We start from the raw sequence: 20,338 nt of genomic DNA on the forward strand, positions 1-20,338 counted from the left end.
TCGCAGAGTCACAGATACTTGAGTGTTGAACTATCCCCAATTCATGGACAGCGCATGGGGATAACTGATCCGAGCGCGAAACTCTCGAACTGTTTCGCTGCGCGAATGTTCAGAAACTCCGTGGAAAGATAAAACCCATGGCTTCAGGATTCGCAGCTTGGGTTCGAGACCAGATCGTGGCCCTCGGCTATGAAAGTCCAGAGGAAGCAGCTCGAGCGCTCGGTGTGTATCCATCGCAATTGCGTCAGTGGACAAGAATCTCGCGGTCGCCGACCCCGCAGGTGCTGCGGCGCGTCGCAGCGTTGTTCGATGCGCCTGTGCAGGAGGTGTTGATTGCCGCCGGGTTCATGACTGAAGAAGAAAACGTGCCGTTGTCGCCGACACGAATGTCGTTGCAGCAAATGCCGAACAAGCAGATTCTCGACGAGATTCGACGCCGGACTACCGGAGACGTGGGAGGGCCGCCGATTCCTGTGCGCGTGAACGGAGTTCTCCATACTCCAGATGGCCCGCCTGATGTTCGTCAGTAACACCGAGGCGGGCCTTGCGCGCCGAGCCGGCAAAGGCAAACGCGCACCGGCGATACTACGTCGTGGGATTGGTGCGCATTCCCCTGCGGGGGTCGGAACCGCGCCCAGGGTCGACCGCCTCCGGAAGGGAACCGGAGCTACTTCCCTTACTTTGTTGTCGCGGTATCGGAAACCAACGAAACATGCCGCCGATTGGGATGGGAGTCGCACCCAGGAGCCCGGCACGTTCGGCAACGCCGACAGTGAGTACGAAAATTGGTGCACTACATCGGGGCCTGTCAGTTACATACCAGTAGGAACGGAGTGCCCCCTACGCGGACGTTTCTTGCCTGCCGAACGCAGGCGAAAACAGGTACCCCTGTAGGTCATTTGGCGCATGTGCGGGACGCACGCCGGTGAGAGCGTGTAGGCGTACCTACGCGAGGCGATCGGAGGTGATTGCGATGATGACACTCAGAGATCAGTTGAACGATTGTCTGTATCTGTTGGCCCGAGCCCGGCTTGCAGGTGACGACGATGCGATTCGGCGGTATTCCGAGCATCGAGCTGTGCTGGTTAAGCAAATAGCCAGCAGGAGATCTCATCTGCGTCTGGTGTAGGTGCACGCAGTCGGGCCGCAACGACGTGGGCGGCAGCCCCCAACTCGCAACAAGATTGCTCGCACCGGCACGTCGGCGTGCCGTTGTGAGCGCACAACGCCGCCGAGCCGGGCGCACCAACTGACCAACGCAAGCTGCGGTGCGCGTTTTCGGGCGGCCCACCCCCGGGGAGTGACACCCGGTAGACAGGCCGGCCCGGCGGATCAGCGTCCGAAAGATCAACTGCCGCGCACAGGTGATAGCCACATCGCTTACCACTCAAACCCCCGACCGGGGCGAAAGAAAGAGTTCGAGGAAGAGGCCGAATGGCGCGTCATCCACCTCTCGTATAGCGAGGGTGGTTCGTACCGCAACCGCGGTGCACAACTCATTCCGTACACCACCTGGTCCCTACCCGCCAACGCGGTCGTCGGCGTCCGCGTCGGCCCCGGCCCGAACCAGCATGAAAACTATCTTGCAGCCCAGGGGGCGCTGTACGCATTCGGGTACTCCCCTAATGTGGTGGCGAACCTGGTGAAGTCACCGACTCCGTTCCGTTAACGCTTCGGCGCCTTGACCTCCCATGCCCCGAAGATCTAATCAGGAAGGATGGCCGCTCTGAATGCACCACAGTTCCGGGTGATTTCCGAATCCACAGGCGGACAGATAGCGCCTTGGGCGCACGCCCTACCGGCATGCCGGGTCGGCACATAGTCCAAGGATCGCGCCGCAGGATGGCTTGTCGTTCAGATCAATCGACTTCCGGCGTGATCGCTTCAAACTGCTTGTCGGGCTCAATCCTCTTCAACACCAGGCTCATTCGATACCTACCATCCCGCATGAGATCCTCAATTCGCAGCGGTCCCCCGAACTGGACAAGGTACGGCGCCAGCTGAGAATTGCCTTCGAGGTCAAGGAGTTCGATCCCTCGCCCGACCGGTTTGACGAATACCGTGCCGGAGTACTCAAGAGCCTCACATGACCAGAGAGCCAACTCGGATTCGGTAGTGCCAAAAGTTTCGTCAGTCATAGTCAACCCCGTTGTCGATCTTCATTCGGCCGGCCACCTACTAGCCTCCATTCTGGAAACACCCTGTGATGCGCACACGTTGGACGTGCAGCCCGCGGTTCGGGATCCCAGATGGACTAAAGCCCTCACCAGAGGGGATCACAATCACAGTCGCGCAGTAAATATCCGTACCCGATCAACCTAAACGGTTATTGCGCAACGGAATTAGATTCACACAGCGGTGAAATCAACCCCTCGCGGAGAACCCACGGAAAATGACTCCCAGAAACAACCCCAGAGCGAGGCATGCAAACGAACTCAGGTCCGCCGGACCGGCCGGGCGACGGTTCCGCTAGGCCAACCACGCCGGCAAAAGCGTGCGAATTGTAGGCTCCGAAGCGGGTTCACCCAGCCAATCGAACGCCCGAGCACAGCCGCGTGATCCAGGAATTGACCGCATCAAAGCTGCCCCCGCGTGCCGGCCGCCTCCTGCGCATCGAGCCAAGCCATGAGCGTCGACAGCTTGTAGACGACTCGCTTCCTGCCGAGCTTGAAAGATTCGGGCCCATCACCCACATGTCGCCAGTAGCGCAAAGTGCCTGTTGGAAGACCCGTTCTTGCACTCACCTGCTCGGTAGTCAGATACTGCTCGGCATCAGCGACCAACAGCTGGTCGACCGGAACCAATGTTTGAGAGCCCACTACCCAATCTCCTAATTTCGCAGTTTTGCTATTTTGGAACTACAACCTATTTGTACACCGCTGGACTGGACCTCGTCAACCCAAAACAGTAATGTTGCCAAAATGGAAGCTATAGATAGTGCGGAATCACGGTTCGGGAACCGGGTTCGCTTCGAGCGCGAGCAGCGCGGATGGTCCCAATCCGAACTCGCGCAACGCGTTTCAGACGGAGGAATTTCGATGCACCCCTCGACTATCACCAAGATCGAGGCCAGGGATGCGGAGAAACCACGCTCCATTCGACTGGATGAGGCGTATGCATTAGCGCAAGTTTTCGGCACGTCACTCGAGACGATGCTTGGCGCTGAGCGCGCCTACGATGCAGCGGAGGTTGTCGCGGCTGTGCAATCCGAATGCCGTTTTTTCAGCAACGAACTCACCCGCATGATGGCGAACATGATGACAACACTCCGAGAGTTCGATCTGGAAGCACCCAAAGACCCGAGCAAATGCTCGCGTATCGAACTTGAGGAACTTTTGCTCAACCTCATTTTCATCGTCGACTTGACCGCCCAGGTCACCGATACGAAAGAGACACTCAGGGTGATGAGTCGGACCACTGCGATATCCGACCGGGAACTATCTGAGCGTGTACAGAACAACCTCGAGTGGGCAATGGAGAAGTTGGCCCGTGACTCCGCCGAAACGTAGCCGTCGAGACGCAGTGTTGTCCATTTCATGACCTCGCCATTCGTGGTCCGCCAGTTAATTCGACCTTCTTGTCGGAGACCGTTACGGAGAGTAACTAGAGTCGGCTTTCTGCATCTCGTAACAGGACAGCCCTGACGGCCACACAAGATAGGGGACCGTCAGGGCTGGTAAGCGAACAGCGGCGGCGCTGCACGTTTACATCCCGACAATACCTGCAATGGTAGCCGCATCGTAACTTTGGGAGTTTCTCATTCCAAACTTCACCCTTTCGTTCGTCAGGCAGGGCGTGTGTTGGATAAGTCCACTACGGCAGGCCGGGGTGACGTCGTGGTGGACTTTCGGATCGGAATGACATCGACAGGGCAGGAACTGCGGTGATCTTGCTGGAGTCTCAGTCGCTCGGTTGGCGAGACCCATGGGCCGTCGTAAACCACACTGCTGCAGTGTCGGCATCGCGTGCGGTATGCACCTTCGTTCATCAGCTACAACAACTCTCACCGTCTGGGGCCCGACCCAGTGAAGAGCTTAGTCCGCTCAATCGCAGCGAGTTCCCTTAGCTCGTCCGAGCGTTTGGTACACACCCGCAGACTGAACCGGATGCCGGGAAATATCCCCCAAACGGAGGAACAATGCCGCCCAGCTTATGGATGGCCCTCCGCTGGGGATGCGTCAGAGCGGCAGGCCTATGCGCACCCGGAGCCGCCACCTCGCGGTACCCGACACACATTTGAGGTGGCCCACCGAAATGAATGTGAGTGTCAGTAGCCGGCGGGCCGTGCGCGCAAACGAGCCCTTGATTCCCGTCGGCAAGCAACTCTTAGTGTCGCGCCGGATCTACACCGTGACTTGCGATTCCAGTGAGACATTGCTTCGCCGCGGCAAAATTGAACCCCGGCGTGAGCAATCGATACCAGACCGTCGGCGAAATAGCTCGAAATGACCGTCGCTGCACTCGCGCCCTGCTCGCCCCATGGGCGCGTTTACGCACTCGGGACATCGTGCCGACAGGCCAACTCGCCGACCCGCCGACCCGCCGTTTGTGACGAAATGAAATTCGGAGCCTTTCCGTCCGCAGAGCGTCCGCAGTACGTCCAATCCTGTGCAACTTCATTGGCTCAACCCAACGGTTTGTGACCAGTTCAAACGGCCACTGCCAATGTGGCCCACTCCAGCAAACGCCCAGAACGTAGTCCGAGCTCTACTACGACGTGTGATCCGCATCCTGACGTAAGTCAGACCTGCGAGTACCGAGTCCACCCGTCCCGCTTTTGCGGGGCGGGTGGACTTGTTTCGGTCCGAGGGAGACCCCTCGGGCAAATGATGACCGGCCTCCATACCGGACGCGGTCGAATCGCGGATCAGCCTCGGGCACGTTGACCGATAGCCGCTTTGTTGACGATATAGGCGATTCGACCTGCCCGTGTTGCGTCTCGAGCGGCGCTGACGATCCACCACAGCATCTGTTTGCGGGCGCTGGGCGGAAAACTGTCCCAGTTGCTTCGAGCTTGCGGGTCCCGGTCCAGCGCCGTCTGCAAGTCAGATGGTTCCTCGAGGTCTTCGACTTGGTCGAGAATCGTCCACCAACCAGTGGATTTCGCGGCAGCAATGGCACCACGACCAGCAGCGGTCATGAGGCCACGCGCCTCCATATCAGCTGCGCGTTCGCGGTTGAGTCGGGTCCAGGAACTCTTGCGTCTACGGGGCGTGAACAGTTGCAAATTGCGCTCTTCGTCGAAGATGGTGTTGGTGGAATCGATCCAACCAAAGCAGATGGCTTCCTCAACGGCCTGAGGGTAGGGGCAGCGTGGTCGGCTGGTGGTGGTGCGCCAGGAGCACAACCACACACCTCGGCCCGACGTGTGATTGTCCGTCAACCAAGTTCGCCACTGTTCCCGAGTCTCGGCGTGGATGATCGGGTAGTCGAACTTCCACGTCGGGGGGTGGACGGAAGCCGGTAGCGATGATTTCGAATTGGTCACTTACTCTCCAAGCTCAGAGGGAAACGGATACGTGTCTCGATAGACGAGGGGCCTGCGCAGGGAACACGTCTGCGAACTTGTTCCGGGGCAACCTGGATATGAATGGTCTTGTCGCACAATCCTCTTCTGACTGTCATGGTGGCGAGACCCTGAGGTGAAGGGCGAGCCGACTGACGGTGTCGGCAAGCTCGGTTGGTTCGATGACGACCACTGGGGCGGTGAGCGCAATGCGCGCAACCGTCATGGCGAGCCTGCCGAGATCTTCGCTGCGGATCTGGACAAGGCAGCGGTCCGCTGCAACCTCGATCGGTGTGTGGTCAATCCATCTGAGTACGCCCTCGAGGTCTGCGAACGTGGCTTCGATGGCGAGTTTTGCATCGTGGTGACGGGGTGGCGAGCCGACTGATCTCGCGACGAAGCCTGCCGCGTCACCGCCCGGGATCTCACGTGGCGTGAAATGACTGCCTGCCAGCCAGGGCTCCGAGAGCCGGTCCAGTCGAAATGTTCGCCAATCCGCACGATGGTGGTCCCATGCTAAGAGATACCAACGAAGTCCCGCCGTGACAAGGCGGTGCGACTCGACGAGCCGTCTGCTGCTCTCGCCATCACCTCGGCGGTAGTCGAAACGAACGTGCTCGTGGTCGCGACATGCCGCAGCGAGCACACTGAGTGCTTCGGGGTCGACGATGTCGTCGTCGGCCCGCCGCATGGAACTGACGGCCGAATGCAGTGCCGACACACGTCGGCGTAGTCGATGGGGCAGAAGTGTTTCGATCTTCGTCAGCGCGCGCAGCGACGTTTCTTCGATGCCTCCGATGGCGGCCTCGGCTGCGTAGCGCAGTCCGACGGCTACCGCCACGGACTCGTCATCGTCGAGGATCAGGGGCGGCACGTGCGCCCCCGTTGCAAGTCGGTAGCCCCCGTATTTTCCGGACGTGGAATCGACCGGATAGCCAAGGTCGCGTAGGCGATCGATGTCGCGGCGCACCGTCCGCTGCGTGACATCGAGTCGTGCGGCAAGTTCGGCACAGCGCCAGAAGCGATGGGTCTGAAGGAGCGAGAGCAGTTGCAGTGCTCGGCCTGTGGGATCGTTCCGCATTTCTTCAGATTGCCAGCGATCTAGGACTTTATGTGTCCACGATGCTCCCTATCGTCGGAGCAACCGGTCGATCCAGACACGAGATCGGTACTCAACTTGAAGGAGCATCCGTGAATCCATCCGACTTCCCCAGGCCCATCCTCATCCCAGTCAACGGCGTGGAACTCGAAGTCTTCGAAGCAGGGCGACACAATGCCGGGAAACCCATCGTGCTGTGTCACGGATGGCCAGAGCACGCCTATTCCTGGCGATACCAGGTGCCCGCCCTTGTCTCGGCGGGCTATCACGTCATCGTCCCGAACCAACGCGGCTACGGCAACTCATCACGTCCGTCCGAAGTGACGGACTATGACATTGAACATTTGGCGGGTGATCTCATCGCACTTCTCGATCACTACGGCTACGAAGATGCCACCTTTGTCGGTCACGATTGGGGTGCCTTTGTCGTGTGGGGCCTGACCCTGTTACACCCGGACCGGGTAAACAAAGTGATCAACCTGAGCCTGCCCTACCAGGCTCGCGGAGAGCAGCCGTGGATTGAGTTCATGGAAGCCGTGCTTGGGGGTGATTTCTACTTCGTCCATTTCAATCGACAGCCGGGCGTCGCGGACGCGGTGTTCGAAGACAACACCTTCCGGTTCCTCCGCAACCTGTACCGGAAGAACGAACCCCTCAGGGAGCCTCAGCCGGGTATGGCGCTGATCGATCTCGCCAGAGCAGAGACACCACTCGGTGAGCCTCTGATGAGCGATAGCGCATTGGCCGTTTTCGTCTCCGCCTTCGAATCGACAGGATTCACGGGCAGTGTGAACTGGTACAGGAACCTTGACCGCAACTGGCATTTGCTGGCGGAGGTGGACCCGATCATCCAACAGCCCGCACTCATGATCTACGGCGACCGTGACGCGATCGCGAGAGCTGAGAACCTGACAGAGTTCGTGCCCAATGTGGAAGTAGTCAATCTCGACTGCGGTCATTGGATCCAGCAAGAAAAACCTGATGAGACCAACCAAGCGATCTTGAACTGGCTGGAACGGCAGGATGCCACATAGTTCCAAGGCCAGGCGCGGTCTCAGTGAAATGTCAGTCTCATTCAGGTCCGGTAGGGGGCTTGATCCGGACCCACCTTGTGTGTGTATCAAGCGAATTGCCGAGCTCGGGTGTGGGCGAGTCGGCAAAAGTCGGTGCCGGTTTCGATGATGTTGCCGTCGAAGGTGAGCCGATCCACGATGGCGGCACAAAGTCGTGGGTCGGTGAACATTTTCGTCCAGCCGGAGAACGATTCGTTGGAGGCGATGGCGACGGAGTTCTTTTCCTCCCGTTCGGTCAACACCTGGAAAAGCAGCTCGGCGCCTCGTTTGTCGAGTTCCATGTAACCGAGTTCGTCGATGCCGAGCAGATCCCCTCGGCCGTAGCGGGCGATCGTGCGGGCGGGTTGTTTCTCGTCTGCGATTTCGACTTGCCGGGAGTGTCGGCGTAGATACCGATCAAGACCTCACTCGCCGCGGACTACGCAGCCGACAGCGCGCGGTCCCGACCACCCCCTGCCAGTTGGCCCAGGCCCAACCAGTTCCGGCATGGCCTGGATGGACGTTGTCGCCTGCTGCATCGACAAGAGCCTCTCGCCACATTTCAAATCGCCTCGGATCCAACAAGTTACCGGGTTCCGGAAACGCGTCTACCTCTCCGGCTCCACTTTCGAGAATTAACGAGAGCGTCGGAAAACAAGCCATGCACTCAACCCGGCGATGGGCACAAGCCAAATCCCGAAAAAGAAGGCGACTGCTCGCCACACACCGATTCGCCGGGACACGGAAACCACATCGGCCGTTCCGACAAGGCACAGGGAAATCCATATCAAGGCGAGAATGAATCCGCCGCCGTACAGAAGAACGAACGCCCCGAATCCGTCCATGCAGTCCATTCCACTGTCGACGCAGTCCTGAAGCCCCGCCGCACCGAGTAGCGAGATGTTCACAGTGGCGATGCTACGGACCACGGCGTCCCGAACTGCCGGACAAGCCGGCGGACTCGGCGATGCGAACTCCGGTCAGCCCGAACGAGGTAGAAGCCCCACCCCCGTGGGGAGGGTAGGGCTTCCTTCGATCCGGCGCTCACGCACAGTGGGAGGGTGGTGGGCATGCCCGACCGACGACACAGCAGGGAGTCAAGCTGCCGCGCCCAAGCGCTGACCTGAAGGAATGCGCCTGAGATTGTGGTTACGAGAACCATCAAACCAGACAAACTGGACGCATGTTCAGGAATCGAAAGATTTGACCCCGCCCGTCAGAAAGATCTCACTGCACCCGATAGGTTTCGCTGCGGCCAGGATCCACCAACCGGCGCATGATCTCGTACGCACGGTCCGGATCCGTGTACGGCGGAATCATCATCAGAACGAGTTGACGGCCGTACACGTCGTCGAGATACATCAAATCGTGAGGCTGGCCAGGGTATGGACCCCGCACTTCCAGTCCGTCGACCTCGTCGATACGACGCTGCGCGCTGCTGATCGTGTTCCAGTCGAACGCAACCCGCGCGATCGGCCCCAACCTCAGCGAAAGTGCGGATATCAGATCGTGAAGCTCCGCCGTGACGTTGGTGGTCCATGGGAACCACGCGCCGTCTACCGACGCCTTGACGGCACCTTGCCCGCGAAGCAGGAATCGCGGAGTCCGCGTCGGCGACGGGAAAGGTTGCCCGACATGGCGCTGCGGCGCTTCACTTGCATAGTCGAGAGTGCTGATGTGCGCCATGACGACGCTCCTTAACGGAGGATTCGTGGAACCGTCAGGCAGAGGCGCCCGGTCGTGGGTTCCATGCCTTCAGGCTACTCCGACGCGCAATACCGACTACGCATCGACGGAAATGATCACGCCGGTGTCGCCGTACGGGAACGGCCCCTTGCCGATGTGGCCGAGAGTGTTGAAGAATTTCGAAATAGGCACCATCTCACCGTATTTCGCTTTGACTTTGCTGCGGATCTCGTCGAATTCAGCACCCCCGCTCACCAATTGAGCGGTCCCGACGACCGGCGACGATCCGTCGGCAACCCTTCCGCGGTTGTTGCACGGCACTACGGTGACGCGTGGGTTGTTCCGCAGCCGCTTGGCCTTACCCGATTTCGAGGAAGTCCAGAAGTCGATACGTCCGTCCGGCAATCGGCGTATGCCTCCACACACTCCACGACCATGCATGCGAATGAACTTTCTCTGCCCCAGGCGTTTCAAAACGGACAATTATCCGGACGAAGATGAACAACAGGTGCCGAATGGTGGAAATGTCGCGGAACGACCACGTCTGAGGTCGATTTGAGGCCCGCCGGTATTGGAACATGACTTCTCGTGAATGCGGAACTCATCGTTCTCCTCGTCGTCGTCGTAACCGCTCTGGGGTTCGACTTCACCAACGGTTTTCATGACACTGGCAACGCTATGGCCACGTCGATTGCAACCGGCGCCCTCAAGCCCAAGGTGGCAGTCGCTCTGTCTGCTTCCTTGAACCTGGTCGGAGCTTTCCTCTCGGTGGAGGTTGCTGCCACCGTGGCCAAGGGCGTGGTGAACCTCGGAAATGTGGGTGGCCAAGCGCTGCTCACCATCGTCTTCGCCGGCCTTGTCGGCGGCATCATCTGGAACCTGGCAACGTGGTTGCTCGGCATCCCCTCGAGCTCCTCACACGCACTGTTCGGCGGCCTGATCGGCGCCGCCATCGCGTCCCTCGGAATGAGCGGTGTCGCCTGGAGCGGCGTGCTCAGCAAGGTCGTCATCCCCGCGGTTCTCGCTCCCGTCGTAGCCGGCTTGGTTGCAGCGGCCGGAACCTGGCTCATCTACCGCATCACCTCCAACGTCGGTGAGGAAACCAAGGACAAGGGTTTCCGACTCGGTCAGATCGGTTCGGCTTCACTCGTTTCCCTCGCCCACGGCACCAATGACGCTCAGAAGACCATGGGCGTCATCTTCCTCGCCTTGGTCGCCCATGGAACGATCTCCGCCGACGCGGACATGCCGTTCTGGGTCAAGCTCACCTGCGCACTCGCGATCGCTGCCGGAACCTACCTCGGCGGGTGGCGAGTCATCCGCACACTCGGCAAGGGCCTGGTCGAGATCGCCGCGCCGCAGGGCATGGCGGCCGAAGCATCTTCTGCTGCAATCATTCTCACCTCCAGCCACCTCGGCCTTCCCCTCTCGACCACCCATGTGGCGACGGGTTCCATCATGGGAACCGGTCTGGGACGCAAGGGCGCCGAGGTTCGTTGGGGCGTCGCCGGACGTATGGCGGTCGCCTGGTTGATCACTCTCCCGTCCGCTGCAATCGTCGGCGCTCTGTGCTGGGGCCTGGCCAACATCGTCGGCGGCCTGCCCGGTGTCCTGGTCGTCTTCGCTGTGCTCATCGCCTTGGCCGGTTGGATGTACCTGCGCTCCCGCAAGGAGCCCATCGATCCGAGCAACGTCAACGCCGAGTGGGACGGCGGCCTGGTGCCTGCAGAGGTCCCCGGTCCGGACGCCCGCGTCACCACCGACGTCAAAGCCTGAAAGAGGGAATCGACATGGATATCTTGAAAAACACCGTCGACTCGCTCTGGCAGGTCGTACTGGTCGGCCTCCTGCTGGGCGCCGGACTGCCGGCGATCTTCGCAATCGGCCTGAAGTCCCTCGACGCCGGGCAACGTGGCAGTGGCGGCGGGAGCACTGCCGTCGCGGCTCGCAGTCCGTTGGCCGTGGCAGGCGCAGTGGTGTGCTTCGCGGTAGTGCTCATCGCGATCGTCACCGGAATTCTCTTCATCATGCAGGGCTTCCTCAGCCACACATTCGGCATCGAGATCTTCTGATCCCGTACGCCCTCACGAGCGGAAAGACATCACCGTGACTGCACCGACTCCATCCCTTCCTCAATCCATTCTGGAATGGCTTCGCGCCGGCTACCCGGAAGGCATACCGCCCAAGGACCGCATTCCGCTGGTCGCATTGCTTCGACGCAAGCTCTCGGACGCGCAAATTCGAGAAATTGCCATCGGCGCTGCGCTCGCAGAACTGAGCGATGTCAACAGCGATCAGGTGATCTCGAGCGACGAGATCAGCGCTCAGATCGCAGATCTCACGAGCCAGACTCCCTCGGACGAGGACATCGCGCGCGTTGCCTCCGTCCTGGCTGCCGCCGGGTGGCCCCTCGCCGATCTCGACAACGACTGAAGCTCGATTCGTTGAGTCTTCCACCACTTCTGGCTTCGATACTCGGCTGGCTGCGTGCCGGGTATCCGAACGGTGTGCCGGAGCAGGACTACGTCCCTTTGATGGCCCTGCTCCGGCGACAGCTGTCCGACGACGAGATCGCCGTTCTTGCCGACGATCTCGTCGCCGAGTTTCCGGTTCCGGTCGATCCGATCGGCTTTCCGGTTCCGGTCGATCCGATCGACATCGGCGTCCTCATCACCAAGGTCACCGACGATATTCCGCACGAATCAGACGTCGCACGGGTACGTGAACACTTGATTCGTGGAGGTTGGAAAATCGAGGTGCAACCTCCGGTCGACGACGCCTGACGGCACTTCGTCAACCGGCCAATTTGATAACGAACCGGTAACGGTACCGTCGAGGTCAATACAGACCACTTAGTGTCATACGGAATTCCGTGCCTCGGGGGGCTCGGTCGGATTTCGGTGTGCAAGCACCTTTGGGGCGGGAGTGATACGTGCACGAGGCTCACACAGATTTGGCGAAGAACCCAGATATTTCGAGAAACCGCATTTCGAAACGAATCAGGCGTCGGATCCTCGGCCTCGCCGCGACAGCACTCGCACTCCCCCTGACCGCAGGCCTGATCAGCGGATCAGTAGCGACCGCAGCGCCCGCGCGGACCGCCCCGGCCGGTGGATACGAAGAGGTGTTCGTCGACTCCTCGATGGGGCCGATCAAGGTTCAGATCCAGTGGGCTTCGCGCGGCGGCAACGCGGCGCTCTATCTTCTCGACGGTCTACGAGCACGCGACGACCGAAACGCATGGAGTTTCGAGACCAACGCTCTCGAGCAGTATCGTGGCGACAACGTCACCCTAGTTATGCCCGTCGGCGGGCAGTCCAGCTTTTACTCGGACTGGTACGCGAACAGCAATTTGAATCGCCAGCCGGTCACGTACAAATGGGAAACCTTCCTCACCCAGGAACTTCCCGCTTATCTGGAATCGCGTGGCGTCTCCCGAACCAACAACGGCGTGCTCGGACTATCCATGGGTGGCAGCGCTTCACTGACGCTAGCCGCCTACCACCGCGATCAGTTCAAGTTCGCCGGTTCGCTCTCGGGATACCTCAACATCTCAGCTCCAGGCATGCGTGAGGCGATCCGCGTGGCGATGGTCAGCGCCGGGTCCTTCAATGTCGATGCCATGTGGGGACCGCCGTGGAACCCGGCTTGGCTCCGCAACGACCCCTTTGTGTTTGCACCCGAACTGGCTGGGCTCTCCCTGTACATTTCCGCCGCGAGCGGCCTACCCGGACAGTTCGATCAACCGCGTCGACCGGTCGACTTCGTAAATACCGGTAGCGCCATCGGCCTCGAAGCCCTGGCCCTGATGAACTCACGGGCATTCCAGCTGCGCATGAACTCCCTGGGAATTCCGGCGACGTACAGCTTCCCGGCCAACGGCACTCACTCGTGGCCGTACTGGGGCGCGGAACTGTGGAAGGCCCGAGGCCAGATCCTCGACACCCTCGACGCTTGGTGAACTGACAACGACTCGATCACCGACAATCGCAGGCCCCGACCGAATTTCGGTCGGGGCCTTTCTCGTTCGAAATCAGAGCGCGGCAAAGAGATCCACGGTATTGCCGTCGGGATCGAGAAGAACGGCGTAACGCTGGCCCCACACGGCGTCAAAGGGTGCCTTGTGCCCGGGGAAGTCGGCTGTGATGCGCTGATACGCCTCGTCGACGGCGGCGGGAGTCCCGAAATCGAAGGCCAAAGCGACGGGGTGTCGACCTTCCCCGACAGCGAAGTCAGGATCGAAGCTCGCAATGGTGGACAGTGCGTCCCACGCCAGCCGAAGCCCACCGTCGAAAGTGAACTCCACGTGTGGAGCGTCAGCGGGTGTTTCCGGAATGTCGAGCCCGAGGGTTCGGTAGAACGCGAGGGAACGAGCGAGATCGTTGGTGACGATTCCGACGAGATCGAGTCTCGGAGAGACGGACACGGTATTTCTCCTGTTTCGGGTCGAGAAGTGATCGGCGAGTGTGTGACGATGATCTGATGACCGGCACTGGCACCCTCGCTCTCGACGGTAGTCGGACGGTAGCGTCGAGTCTTGAACAAAACGGCCACACCTACGTCGAAACTCGGATCACCGATTCGGCCGGCCTCTTCAGTTGCACGTGGAAAAGCACCAGCGAAGCCCATACGCCCACGGAAGCAAAGCGAATTCTTCCCGATCTCTGCGCCGACTTCATCGTCGACAGCACCGGAAAGTCGTGGCTCGTCGGACCTGCAACCGGTGCCGATCTGGTTTCGGTCGCCGCCGGTACAACCATGTGGGGTATCCGGATAAATCCACCGGCTCTGCGGAGCCTGCTCGGCACAGCGGCCGACGCGGTGCAGGATTCGAAGATCGCCTTCGACGACATCCTCACTTCCAGACAAGCGCGGGTACTTGCCGACGCCCTGAGCCACGAGGCAGTTGACGCTGATCTGCTGGGCCAGCTGTGGCGGGGACTGGAACCGGACTACGGAATCGAGCGAGGCTACTCCGCGCTCATCGCCTCACCTACGACCCCGGTCCGCGAGATCGCCGCCGACCTCGGTGTTTCCGAACGTCATTTTCGACGCTCGATCACGTCGTCGGTCGGGCTGTCCCCCAAGCTGATTCAGAAGGTGCAACGTATGCAGGACGTGTTGACTCTCAGCCGCAGCGCAGATCTCACGTTGTCCTCGCTGGCCGGCCGCGCCGGCTACGCCGACCAAGCCCACCTCGCGCGCGATACGCGAGCGCTGGCCGGCCTGACGCCGACTCAGCTACTGCGCGAGCACCGGTAGGGATGAACGAAGATCTGTTCTCTGCCCTCGATCACCTGGCTGCCACTTCGATCGTCGTGATCGATCGGCCCCGCGGGTCGGCACACCCGCGGTACCACGCTGCGATCTATCCGCTTGATTACGGCTATCTCGACGGCACGGTCAGCGCGGACGGCGAAGGGATCGATCTGTTCCGAGGCTCAGCCGTCGGCACCGGCGTTGTTGCCGTGGCTGTTATTACCGACATCGTCAAGAAGGACGCGGAAGTCAAAATCCTTCTCGAATGCACTGCGAATGAAATCGACACTGCTGCAGCATTTCTCCGCGATACAATAGTTCTCGGTTCCACGATCCTGCGGCGCGATGTCAGCTGAGTTCGTCAAATCGTGGAACAAGGTAATCCGCAACCCACTTCGCTTCCTCGATCAGCGGCCAGCCCGCCAGGATCAGTGCAGTCAAACCGGTTCGGCTGCGAAGCGTGCGCACCGAGTCCGTGATCGAATCCGGATCGCCGACGTAGTACACCGCCGATGACCCGGTGCCGAAGATGTCGAGGGGTGACCACGCCGTGATACCGGCGTACAGCCCGTCACCGACGTACAACTCCTCCGGTTCCGGAAGTCGGCCGGAGGCGATCTTGTCCGCCCAGCCCTGCCGCTGTGCGTCGCGGGCGGTGAAGGTCTTGAGGTCTTGCTTCCCCTGAGTACGACGACGCACTGCGTTGTCCAAGACATGAGCGATCTGCTCGACGCCCTTCTTCTCGAACAAAGAACGGAACCGGTCGTGCGCCTGCGCCTTGGTGGGGCGAACGATCACACCGGTGAGCGCACCGAAGTCGGTGAACTCGCGCCCGGCTGCCTCCGCCGCCGCCCGTGCGGCAGAGAATTTGTCTTCGATGAACGAAGTCTCGCGCAACATCGCCAGATAGGTGTCGAGCACCTTGCCTGCATTCGCCAGGCCTGCAAGCGAATCACCGGTACCCCACAGCGGAACCTGATGCCCCGCGGGCGCATCGATACGCAGTGGTGTGTTGGGAAAGTTCGACTCCGTACCTTCGGCGTAGATGCGGCGGAAGTCCGCCCAGTACTGCTCCCCCAACTCGTAACGCTCGTCGTGGGGCACGTTCATGTCGTACTTGGTCAGAATGTTCTCGCGACCGTTGACCGAGTTGATCAACAGTCGGCCACCGCTGAAGGCGTCGAAGGTCAATGCCTTCTCCGCCAGCAGTCGCGCCGGCGTCATGTTCGCGTAGACGGCGACGAGAAACTTCATGCGTGTGGTGTGCGCTGCCGCCCACGTCGCCGAGATGAACGGATCGTTCGGCCAGGTGGCAACAAGCACACCTTCGAATCCGCCGTCGTCGATGGTCTTCGCGAGTTCGATCTGCCTGGCCCCGTCCACGGGGAACAGCCCGCCAGGGCTCCACGGGTAGTCCCCGTCTGCCTGGGTGAGATACCAAAACGTCTTGACGCCCATCAGTTCTGCACTCCAGCCGGCAGGTCGAACGATTCGATTCGGGCACGCGTACGGATGGTATCCGCATTCACGCTGTAGAGCGCATCGAGGTATGCGACTGCGAAAGAACCGGGGCCTGAGGCATTTTGCTCGGCGATCTCCGATGCCACGGCAACATGCGTGTGCGCGGCAATCAATCCGTCCAGCGCGGTCGGCGTGACGGCGAGGTAGGCGGCGACAAGGCCGCCCAGAGAGCAACCAGTACTGGTCACGCGTGGCAACAGAGCGCTGCCGCCGGAGACTCGGACGCCCCGGGTGTCACCGCCCGCATCGCGGCCGACGATGTAGTCGACCGGTCCTGATGCCGAAACTGCGTCCGCATGCTTCAGAAGAGACAGAGCGGCCGGCACTGCGTCGGCGGAGTCGGACGCGCTGTCGACACCACGGGTGTCACCGCCGAGTCCGGCCAGAGCAATGATCTCCGACGCGTTCCCTCGGATCGCACTGGGGTGAAAGCGCAGCAAGTCCACAGAGATACCGCTCCGCCAGGGAAGTCCACCGACACCGACCGGATCCAAAACCCATGGCGTACCGGCAGTTCGGGCCGCTTCTGCGGCTATCAGGAAGGCTTCGGCAGTCCCGTCGTCCGGCGTTCCGAGGTTGACGAGCACTCCCCCGGCGATGGCAGCAAACCCACCCGCCTCGTGAACGTTGTCGATGTGAGCGTTGCTTGCGCCGGCAGCAAGCAGAACGTTGGTCAAGAAATTCGCCGAAACGATGTTGGTCAGCGACTGGACGAGCGGTACCTGATCGCGGAGTGCGTCGATCGCCGACGCGACGGTTTCGACAGAGACAGTGTCAGACATGAGAATTCCTTCAGGACGGGAGGCAATTGGGGACTGCGGCGATTCAGGACCGCGGACATCGAATATCCGCAATCGCGCCACCGGGCTCACTGCCGACAACCATCGGCAGAGTCGGATCTGCAGTCCATTCCTCCAACGAACCGTCGTAGACCTTGACGTCCTCGTAGCCGCCGCGGATCAGCGCAAGTGCGGTCAAGCACGCCGAAACTCCACCGCCGCAATAGATCACGACAGGTTCGGCGGCGGCGGGTAGAACGTCGGCAGATTTCGACAGAACATCGTCCGCCGGAAGCATCCGGGCATCGGCGTCGAGAAGACTCTTCGCGGACAGATTCACACTTGACGGAATATGTCCGCGTCGCGAATATCGCGTCTTCTCCGTTCCCTCGTACTGCTCAGGCGCCAGCGCGCACACCAGCGTTCCGGCTTCTTCTCCTGAGGACAGTGAGGCAACGCGCGGAAGATCGACCCACAGGCCGAGGTCCGTCACGCTCCAACGCTCCGAAGCCGACGTGTGGGTTACGTCGTCGCCGCTCGCGAGATCGAAGCCGCGTCGAGTCCATTCGGCGAGGCCACCGTCGAGGACTCTTGCTTCGATGCCGGCGTTGCGAAACACCCACCAGAGCCGTGATGCCCAGGTGGTCGAACCCTGGTCGTAGATCACGATTGCCGCACCCGACTCGATACCGCTGGATTGAAGATCGGTAGCCAACTGCTCCGGTGACGGACGTGTGAAATGCAGCGCTGCTTCCCTTTCGGAGAAGACGTCCATGAGGTCGACGTGTCGAGAACCTGGGATGTGCGAGGAGACCCAGCCGTCGTACCCGGATTCCGGGCGGTAGTCGCCGTCGAATCGCGCGGGAGGAAAATGAACCGTCGCGTCGAGCACAGCGACGCCTCCCTCACGCAGCATCGCGTCGAGTTCAGCGGCGCTCACCAGCGGCGACGCGGTCTCTCCAGCCACTTCGGACCCTCTCCCTCGGAAACGAACAACCACGAACCTAAATGAGTACTAGCGTATACGCAAGTACTCACTTGTAGTCGATGGCATAATCGAACGCGTTCTACTTGAACGCACAGGAATGGGGACATATGGGACTCGACGCCGATACGAGCACCACCGATCTGCTGGTGCCGGAAGCTGCGCTGGGCCGGTCCGATCAGACTTCGAGGCAGTACCTGCGCCTGCGAGCCGACATCCTGGCCGGCAAGTTCCCCCAGGGCGCTCCGCTTCACGAGACTCAATTGTGCGAATCGTACGGCGCATCGCGTACCCCGATCCGGGAAGCACTCAACTGGCTCGCGCACGACGGTCTACTCGAACGAGCCGCCCGCGGTTTTCGTGTCCGCTCCGGCACTCCCGAGGACGTCATCGAAATCTACGCAGCGCGGGTTGCCCTCGAATCTGAAGCCGCCGGCGCCGCCGCACTCCGCCACAGCGATCTCGACCTTGCCCGCCTGGACGGATTGCACGAGTTCTGCTGCACTGCAACAGAAGGCACCGAGGTTCGTTCCGGGAACTTCAAGTTTCACGAGGCCCTCTGGCAGGCCGCCCACAATTCCACGATCACGTCACTGCTGATCCGACTCACTACCCAATTGCGAATCTACGACAGCGGCCCGCCGTCGAACTACGGCGAACCGGACCTGCTCAATTCGGAGCATCAAGAGATCCTGAACGCCATCCGCGCCCGGGACGAATCGTCCGCACGTGGCCACATGCGCAACCATCTCGAGCGCAGCCGTGACCAGCGGATAAGGATGTTCGCCAGCCGCTGATTCCAGACAGCCAGAGTCCTTGACTCCAGACAGCCCAGAGTTCTGCCACGCCGACGCCTACGCCGCCGTCTGTCAGTCGGGGAGCGTGTCGACCTCGACGTCGTACACGTTCTCGGCCGGGCTCGACATCACTCGATCTGCCATCTCCTGCTTGAGCACTGTCAACCGTGACTCGTCTTCGGCCGTGCGGTCACCTTTGCGGGCGAGAGTGCTGAACTCCTCGACGACAAATCCCTCGCGAATGGTCAGCGTGACGGTCGCGCCGCGACAGTCGACCCGAAATACATACAGTGCGAGTGTATTTCCACGCTCACGCCTGGCCAGGGAACTGTCGACGGTATACCGCCCTTCTGTCACCGCGCGCGTGACCAACTCGAACGCATCGCGCACTCCAGGTCCGGCATGTGAGGTGGCCACGACCAGGTCACGACGCTCGACGGAGCCCTCCCCACCGAACACACCGAGTGCGCGCTCGAGGACCTTGTAAGCGTGCGCCACGCCTCCCGGCGCCTGCGGACCGTGATAGCGGAGGGCATCCTCGTACGTGAAGTCGAGCGTCGTCCCGTGATCGGTCACGGTGAGCGAGCTGGTCATGATGGGCGTCCTTGCCGGTCAGTCCTGGTCGATCGGATTGTTCCGCGAGACGATGAGCGGATCGATCGGGGTGAAAGGGAAGTGTGGCAGCTCCCGCTCCGGAACACCGAACGAGGCCGAGAGAACGCCGCGCGAGAACGCGGAAGCCGTTGCACGGTAGCCTATGTCACCTGGCGTCGGCTGGTCGAAGAAGATGAGAAAGTTGATGTCCTCGTCGCCCATCACCTCGATGTGATGGGGATAGGCGCGTGGAACGAAGTACACCTGACCCGGCTCGAGCAGGTAAGTGTCGAGTGACCCGTCGGGATCGAGAACTGTCATCCGCCCGCGACCCCGATGCACGTATCCCATCTCGGCAGTGACGGGATGCCAATGTGGCTCACGCATTCCACTCTCGCGAATAGTCAACGAGTACATCGAAAGATCCTCCAACGCTGCCCAATACTGCTTGCGCGCCACCTTCGCCTGTCCGTACGGATAGGCGAGAGGGGCGATCTGGCCGTCGAGGTCGAAGAGATGCGCGTTGGGAAGGCCAGCGGTATCGGGAATTACGGCCGCACCGCCGCGCCGCACTATCTGGGACGCATCGGCTCTACCGAAGACATCGAAGGCTGATGCGGCCAGGTCGTAGGTATTGCCGAGCACCGCGTTGGACATTGCGCTGACGCTATTCTGCAATGAGAAGTGCTGCGGGAGAGAAGTTCGCAAGGCAGCGATGATCTCCGCCGCCCCATCGCCGACATTCTCGATGTGATAAATCGCCCCGGATTCGACGTGATACATCTGCCCCGTTCGCACAACGAAACTGGCGAACTCGTCGGCATTGCCCAACATCGAGACAAGGACAGTTCCGCTGGTGACGTAGGCGATCTGGTTCGCGTTGACGTTCCATTGTGGTTCGCGGATCGCACCGGGGCCGAGAACAATTCGTTTGATCGACAGACCGGACAGGATCGGCAACGAACTCGTGTCGAGCTGCGAGATCGAGCCGAGTTCGTTCTCGAAGACGCTGGGACCATGGCGCAGCGAAGCAACATGAGTGGTCATGGCAATTTGATCC

At 60.8% G+C, this 20,338-nt stretch carries 25 protein-coding genes and 1 pseudogene; 12 read left to right on the forward strand and 14 right to left on the reverse strand.

From position 1 onward, the window contains the following. Positions 1-137: 137 nt before the first annotated feature. Together ACSW29_RS27455 and ACSW29_RS27460 are read left to right on the forward strand one after the other, a co-directional pair. On the forward strand, positions 138-530 hold the full coding sequence (locus ACSW29_RS27455; protein WP_448278800.1) for a helix-turn-helix domain-containing protein: 393 nt from the start codon (positions 138-140) through the stop codon (positions 528-530). A gap of 770 nt (positions 531-1,300) precedes the next feature. Continuing rightward, positions 1,301-1,669, forward strand: coding sequence for a hypothetical protein (locus ACSW29_RS27460; protein WP_448278801.1), 369 nt, complete (start codon positions 1,301-1,303; stop codon positions 1,667-1,669). A 190-nt stretch (positions 1,670-1,859) separates the two neighbouring features. Here the strand turns inward: ACSW29_RS27460 and ACSW29_RS27465 are convergent, their stop codons facing one another. Then, positions 1,860-2,138 (reverse strand): hypothetical protein, encoded by a 279-nt coding sequence (locus ACSW29_RS27465; RefSeq protein ID WP_448278802.1) that lies wholly within the window; start codon positions 2,136-2,138, stop codon positions 1,860-1,862. 438 nt (positions 2,139-2,576) lie between these two features. Then, positions 2,577-2,819 carry a helix-turn-helix transcriptional regulator gene (locus ACSW29_RS27470; protein WP_448278803.1) on the reverse strand — a complete coding sequence of 81 codons (243 nt, stop codon included), beginning with the start codon at positions 2,817-2,819 and terminating at the stop codon, positions 2,577-2,579. A gap of 33 nt (positions 2,820-2,852) precedes the next feature. On the opposite strand from ACSW29_RS27470, the gene ACSW29_RS27475 reads away from it, so the two are divergent. Beyond that, on the forward strand, positions 2,853-3,509 hold the full coding sequence (locus ACSW29_RS27475) for a helix-turn-helix transcriptional regulator (RefSeq protein ID WP_448278804.1): 657 nt from the start codon (positions 2,853-2,855) through the stop codon (positions 3,507-3,509). A gap of 1,358 nt (positions 3,510-4,867) precedes the next feature. Here the strand turns inward: ACSW29_RS27475 and ACSW29_RS27480 are convergent. Next, a complete protein-coding gene (locus tag ACSW29_RS27480) occupies positions 4,868-5,488 on the reverse strand; it encodes a YdeI/OmpD-associated family protein (RefSeq protein WP_347873052.1) in 621 nt (206 codons plus the stop codon). Between the two features lie 133 nt (positions 5,489-5,621). Next, complete coding sequence (locus ACSW29_RS27485) at positions 5,622-6,587, reverse strand: helix-turn-helix transcriptional regulator (RefSeq protein ID WP_448278805.1); 966 nt, start codon at positions 6,585-6,587, stop codon at positions 5,622-5,624. 110 nt (positions 6,588-6,697) lie between these two features. Between ACSW29_RS27485 and ACSW29_RS27490 the strand changes: the two genes are divergently transcribed. Next, positions 6,698-7,639 (forward strand): alpha/beta fold hydrolase, encoded by a 942-nt coding sequence (locus ACSW29_RS27490; RefSeq protein WP_448278806.1) that lies wholly within the window; start codon positions 6,698-6,700, stop codon positions 7,637-7,639. Positions 7,640-7,725: 86 nt separating this feature from the next. Here ACSW29_RS27490 and ACSW29_RS27495 read toward each other — a convergent pair. The 4 genes and pseudogenes from ACSW29_RS27495 to ACSW29_RS27510 form a co-directional block, all read right to left on the reverse strand. Next, a pseudogene (locus ACSW29_RS27495) lies at positions 7,726-8,046 on the reverse strand (ATP-binding protein); the annotation flags it as partial. 246 nt (positions 8,047-8,292) lie between these two features. Further along, on the reverse strand, positions 8,293-8,565 hold the full coding sequence (locus tag ACSW29_RS27500; protein WP_317826321.1) for a hypothetical protein: 273 nt from the start codon (positions 8,563-8,565) through the stop codon (positions 8,293-8,295). A gap of 319 nt (positions 8,566-8,884) precedes the next feature. Then, on the reverse strand, positions 8,885-9,343 hold the full coding sequence (locus tag ACSW29_RS27505; RefSeq protein WP_448278807.1) for a DUF5994 family protein: 459 nt from the start codon (positions 9,341-9,343) through the stop codon (positions 8,885-8,887). 96 nt (positions 9,344-9,439) lie between these two features. After that, positions 9,440-9,784, reverse strand: a complete 345-nt coding sequence (locus ACSW29_RS27510; RefSeq protein ID WP_448278808.1) for a F420-dependent protein — start codon at positions 9,782-9,784, stop codon at positions 9,440-9,442. A 147-nt stretch (positions 9,785-9,931) separates the two neighbouring features. Here ACSW29_RS27510 and ACSW29_RS27515 point away from each other — a divergent pair, with 147 nt between their 5' ends. The 5 genes from ACSW29_RS27515 (at position 9,932) to ACSW29_RS27535 (ending at position 13,304) form a co-directional block, all read left to right on the forward strand. After that, a complete protein-coding gene (locus ACSW29_RS27515) occupies positions 9,932-11,119 on the forward strand; it encodes an inorganic phosphate transporter (RefSeq protein WP_003941590.1) in 1,188 nt (395 codons plus the stop codon). Between the two features lie 14 nt (positions 11,120-11,133). Continuing rightward, positions 11,134-11,415 carry a hypothetical protein gene (locus ACSW29_RS27520; RefSeq protein ID WP_003941641.1) on the forward strand — a complete coding sequence of 94 codons (282 nt, stop codon included), beginning with the start codon at positions 11,134-11,136 and terminating at the stop codon, positions 11,413-11,415. A 34-nt stretch (positions 11,416-11,449) separates the two neighbouring features. After that, on the forward strand, positions 11,450-11,776 hold the full coding sequence (locus ACSW29_RS27525) for a DUF3349 domain-containing protein (protein ID WP_230813742.1): 327 nt from the start codon (positions 11,450-11,452) through the stop codon (positions 11,774-11,776). Between the two features lie 11 nt (positions 11,777-11,787). Continuing rightward, positions 11,788-12,126, forward strand: a complete 339-nt coding sequence (locus ACSW29_RS27530) for a DUF3349 domain-containing protein (protein WP_448278809.1) — start codon at positions 11,788-11,790, stop codon at positions 12,124-12,126. Positions 12,127-12,329: 203 nt separating this feature from the next. Then, on the forward strand, positions 12,330-13,304 hold the full coding sequence (locus ACSW29_RS27535) for an alpha/beta hydrolase (protein ID WP_448278949.1): 975 nt from the start codon (positions 12,330-12,332) through the stop codon (positions 13,302-13,304). A 72-nt stretch (positions 13,305-13,376) separates the two neighbouring features. Here the strand turns inward: ACSW29_RS27535 and ACSW29_RS27540 are convergent, their stop codons facing one another. Beyond that, positions 13,377-13,769: a VOC family protein gene (locus tag ACSW29_RS27540; protein ID WP_230813746.1), complete on the reverse strand. Its 393-nt coding sequence runs from the start codon at positions 13,767-13,769 to the stop codon at positions 13,377-13,379. A 56-nt stretch (positions 13,770-13,825) separates the two neighbouring features. Here ACSW29_RS27540 and ACSW29_RS27545 point away from each other — a divergent pair, with 56 nt between their 5' ends. Next, entirely contained in the window at positions 13,826-14,605 is a 780-nt protein-coding gene (locus ACSW29_RS27545; RefSeq protein ID WP_230813748.1) for a helix-turn-helix domain-containing protein, read from the forward strand. Between the two features lie 2 nt (positions 14,606-14,607). Continuing rightward, positions 14,608-14,958: an inorganic pyrophosphatase gene (locus ACSW29_RS27550; RefSeq protein WP_448278810.1), complete on the forward strand. Its 351-nt coding sequence runs from the start codon at positions 14,608-14,610 to the stop codon at positions 14,956-14,958. Here the strand turns inward: ACSW29_RS27550 and ACSW29_RS27555 are convergent. The 3 genes from ACSW29_RS27555 to ACSW29_RS27565 are packed head-to-tail and all read right to left on the reverse strand — an operon-like array spanning position 14,951 to position 17,869. Beyond that, positions 14,951-16,060 carry an LLM class flavin-dependent oxidoreductase gene (locus tag ACSW29_RS27555; protein ID WP_448278811.1) on the reverse strand — a complete coding sequence of 370 codons (1,110 nt, stop codon included), beginning with the start codon at positions 16,058-16,060 and terminating at the stop codon, positions 14,951-14,953. The two genes, ACSW29_RS27550 and ACSW29_RS27555, sit on opposite strands and share 8 nt — an antisense overlap. Further along, on the reverse strand, positions 16,060-16,905 hold the full coding sequence (gene thiM / locus ACSW29_RS27560; protein WP_448278812.1) for a hydroxyethylthiazole kinase: 846 nt from the start codon (positions 16,903-16,905) through the stop codon (positions 16,060-16,062). The genes ACSW29_RS27555 and thiM overlap by 1 nt, the downstream gene beginning before the upstream one ends. A 43-nt stretch (positions 16,906-16,948) precedes the next feature. Next, a complete protein-coding gene (locus tag ACSW29_RS27565; RefSeq protein ID WP_448278813.1) occupies positions 16,949-17,869 on the reverse strand; it encodes a sulfurtransferase in 921 nt (306 codons plus the stop codon). A 128-nt stretch (positions 17,870-17,997) separates the two neighbouring features. Between ACSW29_RS27565 and ACSW29_RS27570 the strand changes: the two genes are divergently transcribed. Then, the gene (locus ACSW29_RS27570; RefSeq protein WP_308251475.1) at positions 17,998-18,684 is read left to right on the forward strand and encodes a GntR family transcriptional regulator; all 687 of its coding nucleotides are present in this window, start codon (positions 17,998-18,000) and stop codon (positions 18,682-18,684) included. 72 nt (positions 18,685-18,756) lie between these two features. Here the strand turns inward: ACSW29_RS27570 and ACSW29_RS27575 are convergent, their stop codons facing one another. Together ACSW29_RS27575 and ACSW29_RS27580 are read right to left on the reverse strand one after the other, a co-directional pair. Then, the gene (locus ACSW29_RS27575) at positions 18,757-19,278 is read right to left on the reverse strand and encodes a hypothetical protein (protein ID WP_448278814.1); all 522 of its coding nucleotides are present in this window, start codon (positions 19,276-19,278) and stop codon (positions 18,757-18,759) included. 18 nt (positions 19,279-19,296) lie between these two features. Continuing rightward, entirely contained in the window at positions 19,297-20,325 is a 1,029-nt protein-coding gene (locus ACSW29_RS27580; RefSeq protein ID WP_347873061.1) for a cupin domain-containing protein, read from the reverse strand. Positions 20,326-20,338 lie beyond the last annotated feature (13 nt).

The organism is Rhodococcus sp. GB-02 (assembly GCF_053470465.1).

Excerpts from the sequence above, each read along its gene's own strand:
- ACSW29_RS27485 (WP_448278805.1), bottom strand. The coding sequence starts at position 6,587 with ATGCGGAACGATCCCACAGGCCGAGCACTGCAACTGCTCTCGCTCCTT.
- ACSW29_RS27550 (WP_448278810.1), top strand. The coding sequence starts at position 14,608 with ATGAACGAAGATCTGTTCTCTGCCCTCGATCACCTGGCTGCCACTTCG.
- ACSW29_RS27575 (WP_448278814.1), bottom strand. The coding sequence starts at position 19,278 with ATGACCAGCTCGCTCACCGTGACCGATCACGGGACGACGCTCGACTTC.
- ACSW29_RS27510 (WP_448278808.1), bottom strand. The coding sequence starts at position 9,784 with ATGCATGGTCGTGGAGTGTGTGGAGGCATACGCCGATTGCCGGACGGA.
- ACSW29_RS27505 (WP_448278807.1), bottom strand. The coding sequence starts at position 9,343 with ATGGCGCACATCAGCACTCTCGACTATGCAAGTGAAGCGCCGCAGCGC.
- ACSW29_RS27465 (WP_448278802.1), bottom strand. The coding sequence starts at position 2,138 with ATGACTGACGAAACTTTTGGCACTACCGAATCCGAGTTGGCTCTCTGG.
- ACSW29_RS27520 (WP_003941641.1), top strand. The coding sequence starts at position 11,134 with ATGGATATCTTGAAAAACACCGTCGACTCGCTCTGGCAGGTCGTACTG.
- ACSW29_RS27580 (WP_347873061.1), bottom strand. The coding sequence starts at position 20,325 with ATGACCACTCATGTTGCTTCGCTGCGCCATGGTCCCAGCGTCTTCGAG.
- ACSW29_RS27455 (WP_448278800.1), top strand. The coding sequence starts at position 138 with ATGGCTTCAGGATTCGCAGCTTGGGTTCGAGACCAGATCGTGGCCCTC.
- thiM (WP_448278812.1), bottom strand. The coding sequence starts at position 16,905 with ATGTCTGACACTGTCTCTGTCGAAACCGTCGCGTCGGCGATCGACGCA.
- ACSW29_RS27570 (WP_308251475.1), top strand. The coding sequence starts at position 17,998 with ATGGGACTCGACGCCGATACGAGCACCACCGATCTGCTGGTGCCGGAA.
- ACSW29_RS27555 (WP_448278811.1), bottom strand. The coding sequence starts at position 16,060 with ATGGGCGTCAAGACGTTTTGGTATCTCACCCAGGCAGACGGGGACTAC.
- ACSW29_RS27545 (WP_230813748.1), top strand. The coding sequence starts at position 13,826 with ATGACCGGCACTGGCACCCTCGCTCTCGACGGTAGTCGGACGGTAGCG.